The sequence below is a fragment of the Xanthomonas sp. SHU 308 genome, from assembly GCF_000364645.1.
GTDB lineage: Bacteria > Pseudomonadota > Gammaproteobacteria > Xanthomonadales > Xanthomonadaceae > Xanthomonas_A > Xanthomonas_A sontii.
In genome coordinates this window covers 15,253-28,454 of sequence record NZ_AQOK01000245.1, presented here as the reverse complement: position 1 = coordinate 28,454, position 13,202 = coordinate 15,253, and the positions used below count along the sequence as shown (strand labels likewise).

Annotated in this window: 13 protein-coding genes; 6 read left to right on the top strand and 7 right to left on the bottom strand. The window is 70.1% G+C overall.

The genetic code is table 11. The features are described 5' to 3' along the window. The 3 genes from D588_RS0109310 to hda form a co-directional block, all read left to right on the top strand. A partial coding sequence (locus D588_RS0109310; RefSeq protein WP_017915781.1) for a DUF2066 domain-containing protein occupies nucleotides 1-691 on the top strand: 691 nt, incomplete at its 5' end. Further along, a complete protein-coding gene (locus D588_RS0109305; protein ID WP_017915780.1) occupies nucleotides 688-1,857 on the top strand; it encodes an AI-2E family transporter in 1,170 nt (389 codons plus the stop codon). The genes D588_RS0109310 and D588_RS0109305, both read left to right, overlap by 4 nt. Then, nucleotides 1,854-2,573: a DnaA regulatory inactivator Hda gene (gene hda, locus D588_RS0109300; protein WP_017915779.1), complete on the top strand. Its 720-nt coding sequence runs from the start codon at nucleotides 1,854-1,856 to the stop codon at nucleotides 2,571-2,573. The genes D588_RS0109305 and hda overlap by 4 nt, the downstream gene beginning before the upstream one ends. Nucleotides 2,574-2,731: 158 nt before the next feature. Here hda and murU read toward each other — a convergent pair whose 3' ends face one another. From murU to D588_RS0109280, 4 genes are all read right to left on the bottom strand, one after another. After that, on the bottom strand, nucleotides 2,732-3,463 hold the full coding sequence (gene murU / locus D588_RS0109295; protein ID WP_017915778.1) for an N-acetylmuramate alpha-1-phosphate uridylyltransferase MurU: 732 nt from the start codon (nucleotides 3,461-3,463) through the stop codon (nucleotides 2,732-2,734). Further along, the gene (locus tag D588_RS0109290) at nucleotides 3,460-4,488 is read right to left on the bottom strand and encodes a phosphotransferase (protein WP_017915777.1); all 1,029 of its coding nucleotides are present in this window, start codon (nucleotides 4,486-4,488) and stop codon (nucleotides 3,460-3,462) included. The genes murU and D588_RS0109290 overlap by 4 nt, the downstream gene beginning before the upstream one ends. Nucleotides 4,489-4,561: 73 nt before the next feature. Further along, complete coding sequence (locus D588_RS0109285) at nucleotides 4,562-4,831, bottom strand: GlsB/YeaQ/YmgE family stress response membrane protein (protein WP_010344083.1); 270 nt, start codon at nucleotides 4,829-4,831, stop codon at nucleotides 4,562-4,564. Between the two features lie 248 nt (nucleotides 4,832-5,079). Then, a complete protein-coding gene (locus D588_RS0109280; protein ID WP_017909202.1) occupies nucleotides 5,080-6,570 on the bottom strand; it encodes a M20 family metallopeptidase in 1,491 nt (496 codons plus the stop codon). 204 nt (nucleotides 6,571-6,774) lie between these two features. Between D588_RS0109280 and D588_RS0109275 the strand changes: the two genes are divergently transcribed. The 3 genes from D588_RS0109275 (at nucleotide 6,775) to D588_RS0109265 (ending at nucleotide 8,771) form a co-directional block, all read left to right on the top strand. Next, complete coding sequence (locus D588_RS0109275) at nucleotides 6,775-7,107, top strand: ComEA family DNA-binding protein (RefSeq protein ID WP_017909203.1); 333 nt, start codon at nucleotides 6,775-6,777, stop codon at nucleotides 7,105-7,107. Nucleotides 7,108-7,337: 230 nt separating this feature from the next. Beyond that, complete coding sequence (locus D588_RS0109270; protein WP_026143544.1) at nucleotides 7,338-7,946, top strand: HutD family protein; 609 nt, start codon at nucleotides 7,338-7,340, stop codon at nucleotides 7,944-7,946. Between the two features lie 132 nt (nucleotides 7,947-8,078). After that, the gene (locus D588_RS0109265) at nucleotides 8,079-8,771 is read left to right on the top strand and encodes a response regulator transcription factor (RefSeq protein WP_017913796.1); all 693 of its coding nucleotides are present in this window, start codon (nucleotides 8,079-8,081) and stop codon (nucleotides 8,769-8,771) included. A gap of 160 nt (nucleotides 8,772-8,931) precedes the next feature. Here the strand turns inward: D588_RS0109265 and D588_RS0109260 are convergent, their stop codons facing one another. The 3 genes from D588_RS0109260 to D588_RS0109250 all read right to left on the bottom strand — a co-directional run bounded on the left by D588_RS0109260 (nucleotide 8,932) and on the right by D588_RS0109250 (nucleotide 13,072). Then, complete coding sequence (locus tag D588_RS0109260) at nucleotides 8,932-9,852, bottom strand: FAD:protein FMN transferase (RefSeq protein WP_017915775.1); 921 nt, start codon at nucleotides 9,850-9,852, stop codon at nucleotides 8,932-8,934. A gap of 169 nt (nucleotides 9,853-10,021) precedes the next feature. After that, a complete protein-coding gene (locus tag D588_RS0109255; protein ID WP_017915774.1) occupies nucleotides 10,022-10,714 on the bottom strand; it encodes a Fe2+-dependent dioxygenase in 693 nt (230 codons plus the stop codon). A 63-nt stretch (nucleotides 10,715-10,777) separates the two neighbouring features. Continuing rightward, nucleotides 10,778-13,072 (bottom strand): catecholate siderophore receptor Fiu, encoded by a 2,295-nt coding sequence (locus D588_RS0109250; RefSeq protein ID WP_017915773.1) that lies wholly within the window; start codon nucleotides 13,070-13,072, stop codon nucleotides 10,778-10,780. Nucleotides 13,073-13,202 lie beyond the last annotated feature (130 nt).

Sequence of the window (13,202 nt, the reverse complement as noted above, 5' to 3'; positions counted from 1 at the left end):
GCGCCAAAAGCCGGTGGTGTGGCTGGCCATCGACGACGGCAGCGGCCCGCGCCTGGTCGGCGTGCAGCAGTCCAACGCCGCGCGCAGCCTGCTCGACCGCGCGATCGAGCGTGGCTTCCGTCTCGGCCTGCCCACCGGCAACGCCGCCGAGCAGGCCCTGGCCGGCGCGATCTGGCGCCAGGACACCGCGGCGGTGGCCAGCGCCTCGTCGCGCTACAGCCCGCCGATGCAGCTGATCGGCAAGCTGTACCGCGGCAAGGCCGGCGGCTGGACCGCGGACTGGACCTTCGTCGATAGCGGCAAGGTGCTGTCGACCTGGTCGTCCAGCGACGCCGACGCGCGCCGCGCCATGGCCAGCGGTGCCGACGGCGCCGCCGACGCCCTGGTCAAGCGTTATGCCAAGGCGGTCAGCGCCGGCCCGGCCGGCATCTACCGGGTGGTGATCACCGGCATCCGCAGCGCCGACGACTACCTGCGCGCCTCCGCCGCGCTGCAGAACGCCTCGGTGGTGCGGCGCATCGTGCCGGTCCGCGCCGACGGCGATCGCCTGGAACTGGACCTGGACCTGCTCAGCGGCGTGTCCGGGCTGAACCGCATGCTCGGCCCGGACGCCGCGCTGCAGCCGGTGGTTGCGCCGGTCGAGGGTCCGGTGATCCTCAACAGCGAGCCGACGGAGTACCGCCTGAAATGACGTTGTCGCCCGAAGCCGAGATCGCGCTGTTTCTGCGCCGCCTGAAATGGACGGCGGTGATCGTCGGCGTGCTGTGGGTGGTGTGGCTGCTGGCGCCGATCCTGACCCCGTTCGTGCTGGCGCTGCTGCTCGGCTGGCTCGGCGACCCGTTGGTGGACCGCCTGGAGCGCGCCGGGCGCTCGCGCAACATGGCGGTGACCCTGGTGTTCGTGCTGATGGTGCTGCTGCTGGTGCTGGCGCTGGTGATCCTGGTGCCGATGCTGGAGCGGCAGATCGTCACCTTCATCGACGTGCTGCCGCAGGCGCGCGACTGGTTCATCGGCACCGCGATTCCGTGGGCCGAGCGGAAGACCGGGCTGGAGCTGATGGGCTGGCTGGACCCGGAGCGGCTGATCGACTGGATCCGCGGGCACTGGCAGCAGGCCGGCGGCGTCGCCGCGACCTTCTTCGGCTACCTGTCGCGCTCGGGCTTCGCGATGGTGACCTGGGTGGTCAACCTGGTGCTGCTGCCGATCCTGACCTTCTACTTCCTGCGCGACTGGGACCTGCTGGTCGCGCGCGTGGCTGCCACCATCCCGCGCAACCACGTCGGCACCATCACCCGCCTGGCGCAGCAGTCCAACGAGGTGCTGGGCGCGTTCATCCGCGGCCAGTTCCTGGTGATGCTGGCGCTGGGCGTGATCTACGCCGGCGGCCTGACCCTGGTTGGTCTCAAGCTCGGCCTGTTGATCGGCATCGTCGCCGGCCTGATCAGCTTCATCCCGTACCTGGGCGCGACCACCGGCATCCTGCTGGCGGTGCTGGCCGCACTGGTGCAGGCCAAGGGCTTCGACCTGCAGTTGCTGATCCTGGTCGGCGTGGTGTTCACCGTCGGCCAGTTGCTGGAAAGCTACGTGCTGACCCCGCGCATCGTCGGCGACAAGATCGGCCTGCATCCGGTGGCGGTGATCTTCGCGGTGATGGCCGGCGGCCAGCTGTTCGGTTTCCTCGGCATGCTGCTGGCGCTGCCGGTGGCGGCAGTGGCCAACGTGCTGCTGCACTACCTGCACGAGCAGTACCGGCAGAGCGACCTGTACGCGGGCGAGAAGTCGGCGATCCTGCTGGATACGGTCACCGAGCGCACCACCATCATCGAACTGCCGCCGCGCAGCCCCGACCAGCCGTGAGCGTGCCGCAACTGCCGTTGGCCCTGCGCTATCCGCCGGAGCAACGCCTGGACCGCTATCTGGGTGCGCCGGACGGACTGCTGGCGCAGCTGCAGGCGGTGGCCGACGGCGCCGCCGACGACTGGGTGTACCTGTCCGGCCCCGCCGGCACCGGCAAGACCCATCTGGCCCTGGCGCTGTGCGCGGCCACCGAACAGGCCGGGCGCAGCGCCGCCTACCTGCCGCTGCAGGCCGCCGCCGGCCGTCTGCGCGATGCGTTGGAAGCATTGGAGGGCCGCGATCTGGTCGCCCTCGACGGCCTGGAAGCGATCGCCGGGCAGCGCGAGGACGAGGTGGCGCTGTTCGATTTCCACAACCGTGCGCGCAGCGCCGGGGTGACCCTGCTGTACACCGCGCAGGCGATGCCCGACGGCCTGGCGCTCAGTCTGCCGGACCTGCGCTCGCGGCTGTCGCAGTGCACCCGCATCGCCTTGGCGCCACTGGACGACGCCGGCCGCGCCGCGGTGCTGCGCGAGCGTGCCCAGCGCCGTGGCCTGGTGCTGGAAGACGCGGCGATCGACTGGCTGCTGACCCACGCCGGACGCGACCTGGCCGGCCTGATCGGCCTGCTGGAGCGCCTGGACCGCGAATCGCTGGCCGCGCAGCGGCGGGTGACGGTGCCGTTTTTGCGGAGGGTGGGAATCGGGAGTGGGGAATCGGGAATGGGGAAAAACTGAGATCCCCGCGACCGAAGCCGGACTGCGGCATTCGAGAAAAACAGCGCTTCGCGCCGAGTAACCGGTACGGCGCCGCTGATGTTCCGCGTGTCGTGCTCGGAATCGAAGGGTTCTGGAGATGCTCGCGTGCCGCCGTGGGGCAGGCAAGCTGTGGGACCTCAGCTTTTCCCGATTCCCGATTCCCGTTTCCCCATTCCCAGCCCCTCATCCAACTCCGCCAGCCGCTGCGGCGTGCCGACATCCGTCCAGCGGCCGTGGTGCCGCAGGCCGTGGAGTCGCCCCTGTTCGGCCTGCGCGCGCAGCAGCGGCACCACCGAGAAGCGGGGCGACGCGCCCGGCGCGGTGGGCGCCGGGGCGGCGATGGTCTGCCAGTCGCGCAGCAGGGCGGGGCGGTACATGCCGATGCCGGCGTAGGTGAGCAGCGGGTCGCCGGCGTTGTGCACGTGCCCGTCGTCCTGCAGGGCGAAATCGCCGTGCGCCGCATAGGCCGGCGGATCCACCAGCACCAGTTGCGCCAGGCCTGGCGGCTCGGGCGCCAGTCGGGCGAAATCGAAGTCGGTCCAGATGTCGCCGTTGACCAGCAGGAACGGTGCCTCGCCGAGCAGCGGCAGTGCGTGCAGCATGCCGCCGCCGGTTTCCAGCGGTGTGGCGCCTTCGTAGGAATAGGCGATGCGCAGCCCGAACGCGCTGCCGTCGCCGAGCGTCTGCGGGAACTGTTCGGCCAGCCAGGACGTGTTGATCACCACCTCGCGCACGCCCAGCGCGGCGAGCTTGCGCAGGTGCCAGACGATCAGCGGCGTGCCGCCCACCGCCAGCAGCGGCTTGGGCGTGTGTGCGGTCAACGGACGCATGCGCTCGCCGAGGCCGGCGGCGAAGATCAGCGCCTTCATGCGCCGGCCGCCGCGCGCTGCGCCAGGGCCGGCTTGATCCGCGTCTGCAGCAGTTGCGCCAGCGGCTGCAGGGTCGGGTGTCGCGGCAGCGCCTCGTCGAGGTAGGCGATGAAGCGCGGCACGTTGTCCAGGTACCAGGCCTTGCCGTCGCGGTAGTTCAGCCGCGCGAAGATGCCCAGGTTCTTCAGGTGGCGCTGCACGCCCATCCACTCGGCGTCGCGCAGGAACTGCGCCAGCGGCGGCACCGGGATCCCGGCCTGCAGCGCACGCGCGTGATAGCTGGCGAGCCAGGCGTCGACCTGCGCCAAAGGCCAGCTGACCGTGGTGTCCTTGAACAGGCTGACCGGGTCGTAGGCGACGGGGCCGATCACGCAATCCTGGAAATCCAGCACCGCCGGGCCGTCGGCCGCCGGCATCAGGTTGCGCGGCATGAAGTCGCGATGCACCAGCACCTGCGGCTGGGTCAGCGCGTTGTCCATGAGCTGGCGCTGCACGCCGTGCAGGGCCGCGCGTTCGTCGGCATCCAGGGTAATGCCCAGGTGGCGTTGCAGGAACCACTCCTCGAACAGGCCCGCGTCGCGTTGCAGTAGCGCCTCGCCGAACACGCCCATGCCTGGCGGCGGCGCGATCGCCTGCAGCCGCAGCAACTGGCCGAGCGCGGCGTCGAAGTGCGCGTCCGCGGTGCTCGTGTCCAGGCATTGCGCCAGGGTCGGTTGGCCCAGGTCTTCCAGCAGCAGGAAGCCGGCCTCCGCGTCCTGCGCCAGGATCGTCGGCACCCGCACGCCGCCGCCGTGCAGCAGCGCATGCATGCGCAGCCACGGCCGCACGTCTTCCAGGTCCGGCGGCGAATCCATCACGATGCGGCTGGCGCCCTGGCCATGGCTGCGCCAGTAGCTGCGCTGGCCGGCGTCCACCGAGGCGCGCTGCAGCGTCGCCTGTGCGTCGTCCAGGGCCGTGCGCGCCCAGGCCAGGCGTTGCGCGGCGCGTGCCGCAAGAACATCGGGAACCATCGGGCTGGCGCTCATCGGCAGGCTGCGGCGGAAACGAGCCGCACAGCGTAAACGGGCGCCGCCGCCGTGGCGAGCGGCGCGCCGTGCCTCAGCGCTTGCTGGAGAACAGCCGCAACAAGGCGAGCAGGGCGATGGCGCCGAGCAGCGCACCGAGGAAGCCCGCCGGCTCGCCACGGCTGTACCAGCCCATGTAGTGGCCGAACCAGCCGGCGAGCAGCGCGCCGGCGATACCCAGCAACACGGTGAACAGGCAGCCGGAGCGTCCGCTGCTGGGGCCGAGGAAACGCGCCAGCAGGCCGACCACGAAGCCCACCAGGATGATGTAGAGCCAGCTGTCGCTGCCGAACAGAGTGTGCATGGGAAGCGTTCCGGACGCGGAGGGGGATCAGCGTCGGATCGTGCCAGATCGACTGTGATGGCGTCGATGCTTGCGTGCGCCGCGCAGTCGGCCCAGACCTCGAGGCTGGCCGCTCACGTTACCCAGCGATCACGCCACGGAGAGGCGTCGCATCTGGATCGACGCCTCTCCAGCAGTAACCCGGGTAGCCAGGTACTCAGAAAGCCGGCTTCGCCAATCCCGAATCCCGACTCCCTAATCCCGGCCCCTCAACAGCACCCATGCCCGCCATGCTGCTCGCCGCCGGCCACCGCCGCGCTGCCGGTGGTCTCGCCGCGCAGGCTGGCGGCATGGTGGGCGGCGATCACCCGCGACACGCAGGCGGTGACCCGCTTGCCCATCGGGATGTGCAGGAACTCGTTCGGGCCGTGCGCGTTGGAATGCGGGCCGAGCACGCCGGTGATCATGAACTGCGCACCGGGGAACTTCTCGCCGAGCATGCCCATGAACGGGATCGAGCCGCCTTCGCCCATGTACATCGCCGGCTTGCCGAACGCCGCCTGCGAGGCCGCTTCGATCGCATCGGTCAGCCACGGCGACTGCGCCGGGGCGTTCCAGCCGGAGGAGGACTTCTCCAGCGCCAGCGACACCTCGGCGCCGTACGGCGGATCGCGCAGCAACACGTCCTTGAGCAGTTCGCCGGCGTGCTTGCCGTCCAGCGTCGGCGGCAGGCGCAGCGACAGCTTCACCGCGGTCTCGGGGCGCAGCACATTGCCGGCCGAGGCCAGCGGCGGCAGGCCGTCGGCACCGGTCACCGACAGTGCCGGGCGCCAGGTGCGGTTGAGCACCAGCTCGGACAGGTCCTCGTGCATCGGCCGCATGCCGGGCAGGAACGGGAACTTGCTGTAGACCTCGTCGCCCAGCACCTCGGCGACCTTGCGCGCCTGCGCCAGCCGCTCCTCGGGGATGTCGGCGTACAGGCCGTCGACCTTGATCTTGCCGGTGGCTTCGTCTTCCAGCCGCGACAGCAGGTCGCGCAGCACGCGGAAGCTCGACGGCACCACGCCGGAGGCGTCGCCCGAATGCACGCCTTCGCTGAGCACCTTGACGCTGAAGTTGCCGCCGGCCAGGCCGCGCAGCGAGGTCGTGCACCACAGCTGCTCGTAGTTGCCGCAGCCCGAATCCAGGCACACCACCAGCGACGGCTTGCCGATCCGCGCCGCCAGATGGTCGACGTAGGCGGGCAGGTCGTAGCTGCCCGATTCCTCGCAGGCCTCGATCAGCACCACGCAGCGCGCGTGCGGGATGCCCTGGTCCTGCAGCGCCTGGATCGCCGCCAGCGAACCGAACAGGGCATAGCCATCGTCGGCGCCGCCGCGGCCGTACAGGCGGTCGCCCTTGAGCACTGGGGTCCACGGGCCCAGGTCGGCGTCCCAGCCGGTCATTTCCGGCTGCTTGTCCAGGTGCCCGTACAGCAGCACGGTGTCCTCGCCGGTGGCGTCGCTGCTGGCCGGCACCTCCAGGTAGATCAACGGGGTGCGGCCTTCCAGTTGCACCACCTCCACCTGCAGGCCGGGGATCGCCTGCGCGCGCGCCCAGCGCTCCATCAGCGCCACCGCATCGGCCATGTAGCCATGCGCGACCCAATCGGCGTCGAACATCGGCGATTTGTTGGGGATGCGGATGTAATCGACCAGTTGCGGGACGATGTCGTCATCCCACTTTTCGCTCAGGAAACGGTCGATCTTGGCACTGTCCATGAAAAGCTCCGAAGTGATTGCACACGTGTGCAGCCATTCTACGCCCCGGTGCCCGTGTAGGGTTTTTCCTACACGGCGACGCGCCGTTTACCTGCTGTTTGTGACGCGTTCCGACGATAGGCTGTACCCATGTGGCGAGCGATGCTGACAACGCCGGCAGGAAAGGCCGGCGAAGTCCCCATCCAAGTCACAAGGAGCGTTGCCATGCAGTCTTTTATCGTGGTCCTGAAGTCGCTGGTCGTTGCCCTGATGCTGTCCGGTTCCGCGCTCGCCGCGGACAAGGTCAACATCAACTCCGCTGGAGCGGAGGAAATCGACCAGGTGTTGGTGAACGTGGGGGCCTCCAAGGCCCAGGCGATCGTCGACTACCGGCAGGCGCACGGACCTTTCAAGAGCGCCGAGGAACTGGCACTGGTGAAAGGCATCGGACTCAAGACGGTCGAGCGGAACCGCGACCGGATCGATGTGGGCGCCACGAAGGCACCCGCACCGACAGCCGCCAAGCAGGCAGCTGCCAAGCCGGTGGAAAGGCGTTAAAGGGATTTGCAACGAAAGGATAGGGCCGGCGCTGGACGCGCGGCCGCAGCCTCACTGAGCAGGATGCGAAGGGGGAAGGCAGGAAGCCGACAGGGAGGTACATCGTCGCCCGGCGTTGCACAGTGACGTGCAGCCGGGCGATGTTTTTTTGGGCGCCATGGCGCCTCCTGCGTCGCATATTCGGGCTGGCCAAGGACAGGCCGCTTGCCTTGATCGTGCAGAATGCGCGCATGGACTGGTGCATGCTGCCCGCGCGGGTGATCCCCGCCAATGAGTATCGCCGCGAACGCTGGCGCAACGGCCTGGGCTGGACCCGGGAGATCCTGCGTCTGCCGGCCGCCGGCGATGACTGGGTGCTGCGCCTGTCCATCGCCGAGATCGAGCAGGATGCCGCCTTTTCGCCTTTCCCCGGGATCGACCGCGAACTGGTCCTGCTGCGTGGCAACGGCGTGCGCCTGCGTTTCGACGACGGCGAGGAACAGGTGCTGCAGGATCCTTGCGCGCGCCTGCGCTTCGCCGGCGAGCGGCCGCTGCGCGGCGAGTTGCTGGACGGGCCGACCCACGATTTCAACCTCATGTGGCGACGCGACCGGCTGCGCACGCAACTGCTGCACCGGCCGCTGGTCGGGCCGATGCTGTTCTTCGCCGAACCCGCTGTCGCCTGGGCCGTTCATCTTCTGGCAGGGCAAGCGCAGTTCGATGCGGCCAGCGGACTGCCGCCATTGGCGGCCGGCGACAGCGCCTGGTTGGCCGCCGATGCCAGGCGCCGCTTTGCTTTGAGCGGGGGCGGGGAGGTGTTGGCGATGCGCATCGAGGCCCTGCCGACGCCGGCGGACTGAGCCCGCTCCACCACGCGCGCGGCTCTTGCAGCGTCGACGCCGACCGCGTCCAATGCGCGAACGCGGCCATCCGGGCCGTACAGCGGAAGCCGACAGGTGCTCTCGGACAACAGGTGGTTGGCGAAAATTCTGGTGGCGGACGCGGACGCGGTCTTGCGCGACCGGATTCGCGATTACCTGGCGTGTTTCAACCTGCAGGCCCACGACGCTGACAGTGCGCCGCACCTGCAGGCGCAACTGGCGGCCGGGCATTACGACGCGGTGGTGCTCGATGCCGGCCTCGACGGTGCCGAGGGCCTGCGCTTGTGCCGGCAACTGCGTGACCGCGGCGACATCGCCATCGTGATGATGGCCGACCGCGCCGAGCCGGTGGACCGGGTGATCGGGCTGGATCTGGGCGCGGACGACTTCCTGGTGCGGCCGCCCGACCTGCGCGAACTGGTGGCGCGGCTCAACGCGGTGCTGCGTCGGGTGCGCGCGACCCAGCCGCCGGCAGCGGCGCATGGCGGCTGGCAGGTCGATGCCGCGCGGCACCAGGCGGTGGCGCCGGACGGGCGGACGATCCCGCTGTCGCCCGGCGAACTGCGGCTGATGGCGGTGTTCCTGGAGCAGCCGGGCGAGGTGCTCACGCGTGAGACGCTGCGCACCGCGCTGGGCGACGGCGAGGCCAGCATGCCTGCGGGCAGCCGCGGCATCGATCTGCAGGTCTCGCGGCTGCGCCAGAAGCTCGGCGACGACCCGCTGGTGCCGCAATGGATCCGCACGGTACGCGGCAAGGGCTATGTGTTCGAGCTGCAGCGCATGGGGCTGCCGGCGTCGCGCTGATGGCGCGACGGCGTGGCGTTCCTGGCGTCGCCGCGGCCGAAGCCGCCACCGTAGCAGTGGCGGTCGGGTCGCGGCGCGTTGTCCGGAACACGCCGGCGCGAGGTCTCGCGCGGTGCCCTGGTGTTCTCCCGGCCGCGGCTCATCGAGCAGCGCGCCGCGCTCAGCCCCTTGCTAACGCCGCGAAGCCGCTGCTGAGCCGTTCCTGCACTGCGCCGTCCTGGCGCACCAGGAAGCGCACCGCCAGTCCTTCGCGTTCGGCGCAGGCCAGCCCGGCTTCCACACCGAGCACGCTCAGGGCAGTGGCCCAGGCATCGGCACGCATGGCATCGGCAGCCACCACCGTCACCGCGGCCAGCGTCGCGGCGATCGGTCGGCCGCGACGCGGATCCAGCAGGTGTCCATAGCGTCGTCCGTCCTGTTCGAAGTGGCGCCAGCGGTCGCCGGAGGTGGCCACCGCCAGACCGTCGACCGCGAGCGCGCGCGGCGATGCATCGCCATGCACCTCCTCATCCGCAGCGGCCTCGATCAACACCCGCCACGGCTGCGCGTCCGGCTTGCGGCCGTAGCCATAGAGATCGCCGCCGACCTCGACCAGTGCGCTTTCCACGCCATGCGCACGCAGCGCCGTCGCCGCCAGGTCGACGCCGTAGCCCTTGGCGATCGCCGACAGATCCAGATGCAGCCCGCCCGGCTGGTGCCAGCGGCCCGCGTCGTCGACGGTCAGTCGGCGCCAGTCGCCCGCGGCGCGGGCCTGTTGCAGTGCGGCGGACTCCGGCACCCGCCGATCCCCGGCGGTGGCACCGAAACCCCACGCGCCGACCACGGCGCCGATCGTGGGATCGAAGGCGCCGCCGCTGCGATGCGCCACTTCCAGCGCGCAGCGCAGCACCGTGTCGAACGCGGCGGGCAAGGCGTGCCAGGTATCGGCGTCGGCGCGGTTGTAGCGGCTGAGATCCGATTGCGCGTCCCACGTACTCATCTGCGCGACGACCAGATCGAGCTGCGCCTGGATCGCATCGCGCAGTGCGTGCAGGTCGCTGCGTTGGCGCGTCAGCAGCCTGGCGCTCCAGCGCGTGCCCATGCTGCTGCCGTGCAGCGTGGCGATGCCGGCGCTGGCGCGGACTGCGGTCGGTGAAGCGGGGCGACTCACGCGTCGACGCAGCGCGACCGTACAACGGCAGCGCGCAGGTGCCCTACGCTGCGCGACTGTGTGCCGGCGGCATGTTCGGCGTTCCGGTCGCCACGCCCGCTCATGTCTCCGACCAGTCGCGCAGCAGGTTGTGGTAGACGTTGGTCAGGCGCAGCAGCGCCGCCGCGTCCGCGCCGCTGGCGGTCAGCGCCTGGATCGCGGTGTCCAGGTCGAACAGGGTCTGCCGTCGGCCGGCGTCGCGCACCAGGCTCTGCACCCAGAAGAACGATGCCATGCGCGCGCCGCGGGTCACCGGCGCGACCCGGTGCAGGCTGCTGGACGGATACAGGATCAGGTCGCCGGCGGGCAGCTTGACCTCGTGCTCGCCGTAGGTGTCGTGGATCAGCAGTTCGCCGCCGTCGTACTCCTCCGGCGCACTCAGGAACAGGGTGCAGGACAGGTCGCTGCGCACGGTCAGCGCCGGCTGCGCGGCGCTGGCGGCCTGGGTCATCACTGCGCCGTCGACGTGCAGGCCGTAGCTGCCGCCGCCGCTGTAGCGATTGAAGCGCGGCGGGATGGTGCGCAGCGGCAGCGCCGCGGCGAAGTACAGCGGGCTGCGCGCCAGCGCGCTCAGCACCGCCTGGCCGAGCTCCTGCTTCAGCGGCGAGGCGTCGGCCAGTTGCAGGTTGCGCTTGACCTGAGCGCCCTGCGCGCCGACCGTTTCGCGGCCGTCCACCCAGTCGGCGGTCTCCAGTGCCTGGCGAAACCGTGCGACCTCAGTGGTGGTGAGGATGTCGGGAATGTGCAGCAGCATGGGGCGCTCCGGCGGTGGACGCCCAGGATAGGGCGTCCACCGCGCGTTGGCAGGCGCGGTCGCTCAGAAGCGGACCTCGGCAGTCAGCAGCACCGAGCGCGGCGCGCCGGGCGTGTAGCGGAAGCCGCTCTTGTTGATGGCGGCGATGTAGTCCTTGTCGAACAGGTTGTAGGCGTTCAGGCGCAGCGCCACGTGGTCGTTGACCGGGTAGCTCAGCACCGCGTCCCACACGGTGTACGACTTCACGAACGCCGGCGTGCCGACCGCGCCGTCGCGGCCGCGCTTCATCTCGCCCGAGTAGCGCACGCCGCCGCCGACGGTCAGCCCGAACGGCAGGGTATAGGTGGTCCAGGCAGTGAACGCGCTGTCCGGCGTGTAGGCCAGATCCTGGCTGCCGTCCTGCGAGACGGTCGTGCCCTGGCGCACCCGCGCATCCAGCTTGGTGTAGCCGCTGGACAGCGACCAGCGCTCGGTCAGCTTGCCGACCGCCGACAGTTCGATGCCCTGCACGCGCTTCGCGCCGCTCTGGTAGTACAGCCCGTCGCTGCCCTGCACGATCTCGTTGTTCACGTCGGTACGGAACAGTGCCAGCGTCGCGAACAGCGCGTCGTCGAGGAAGTTCCATTTCGTGCCGACTTCGGCGGTCTTGGCCTTCTGCGGATCGAAGCGCGGATTGTTGGCGTTGTTGGCCGAGGCGCTCAGTTCCAGCGTGCTGCCGCCGGGCGGTTGCTGCGAGGTGGCGAAGTTGGCGTATACGCTCACGTCCTCGTTGGCCTTGTAGACCGCGCCGAGCTTCCAGCTGAACAGCGTGTCGGCGATGTCGGTGTCCAGGCCGACCACGGTGGTGCAGGGCGCGGCGGTGGCGGTGGCGGAACTGCACACCAGGCTGTCGAAGTCGGTCTTGTAGCGATCCGCGCGCACTCCGGCGGTGACCAGGAAGCTGTCGCCGAACTTCAGCGTGTCGAAGGCATAGGCCGAGTAGGTGGTGGTGGTGCCATGGCTGCGCGCGCCGTTGCGCGCGGTGCGCAGCGGCGTGGTGTTCCAGTCCGGCGCATACAGGTTGGCCGGATTGGCCGCCAGCCAGGCGGCGCGGTCGACGATGTTGTGGCCCCAGCTGCGCAGTTCCTCGCGCGAGGCTTCCACGCCGGTGCTGAGGTTGTGCTGCACTGCGCCGGTGGCGAAGTCCACGCGCAGGTTCAACTGGTCGGCGAGGGTGGTGTACTGCTGGTCCTTGAAGGTCGGCAGGCTGCGCAGCACCGTCCAGGTCGCAGGATCCGCCGGATTCGGCGTGCGCAGGTTGGCGGCGTTGGGCATGAACGCGAACAGCAGGTAGTTCTGGTCGTTGCGGCCCCAGCGCGCGGTATTGGTCAGCTTGACCGTGTCGGACACGTCGTGCTCGATGCGGAAGGTGGCCATCTTCGCGGTCACGTCGTCGTGGTCGTCGCGGGTGCCGTAGAAGTTGCTGCTGTCCACGCGCGCCGCGCCGCCGAGCCACGGCCGTGCGGGGTCGGGCGAGCTGTAGCCGGGCAGGCCGATCGTCGGCACGCCGCCGTCGGGCACGTTGTCCTGCTTCACGTACAGCAGGTCGAGCAGGTAGCGCGTGTCGGTGCCCAGGCCGAACGCCAGCGACGAGGCCAGGCCCCAGCGCTTGTTGGCGACATGGTCGCGGCCGATGGCGTCGCTGTCCTGGCCCATCACGTTCAACCGCAGCGCGCTGCTGGCGCCCAGCGCCTGGTTCCAGTCCGCGGTGGCGCGGCGCTGGCCATGGTCGCCGCCGGACAGCGTGGCGCTGCTGGCGTTGTCCAGGTGCGCCTGCTTGCTGACCAGGTTGATCGCGCCGGTCGGCGCGCTGCGGCCGTTGTCGGTGCCGGCCGGGCCTTTCTCGACCTCGATCTGCTCGATGTTGAACACGTCGCGCGAGATCGAGCCGAGGTCGCGCAACCCGTCGACGAAGATGCTGCTGGAACTGTCGAAGCCGCGCATGTAGATCGCATCGCCGGTGCTGGTGTTGCCGTTCTCGCCCACATAGAACGTGCCCACGCCCGGGCTGTTGCGCAGCGCTTCGGTGAGGGTGGTGGCGCCTTGTTCGTTGAACAGGTCCTTGCCGATGATGTTGAGGGTCTGCGGGGTGTCGATCAGCGGCTGGGTGAACTTCGGCGAGTCCGGCACTTCCACCAGGTAGCGCTTGGCGCGCTGGGCCTGCACGTCGACCTTGTCCAGGGTGGTGGGCTGGTCGCCGGTGTCCGCATGCGCGGGGGAAAGCAGGCTCAGCCCGCCGAGCAGCACGGCGGTGGTGAGGGTCGGTGCGGCGGCCTGGCGGGTCACGGCGTGTTTGCGGCGCTTGATCGGAGAGGTCATGGGCGGTTCGGTTTGCAGGAGGGACGGCACCCCGATCGCGGACAGCGGCCGTCCCCCCAGTGGGAGCGGCCGCGGCGGCGAGATCGGGCGGCTGGGCGAAACGGTGTCTGCCGCGCATGCGATGCAGGCA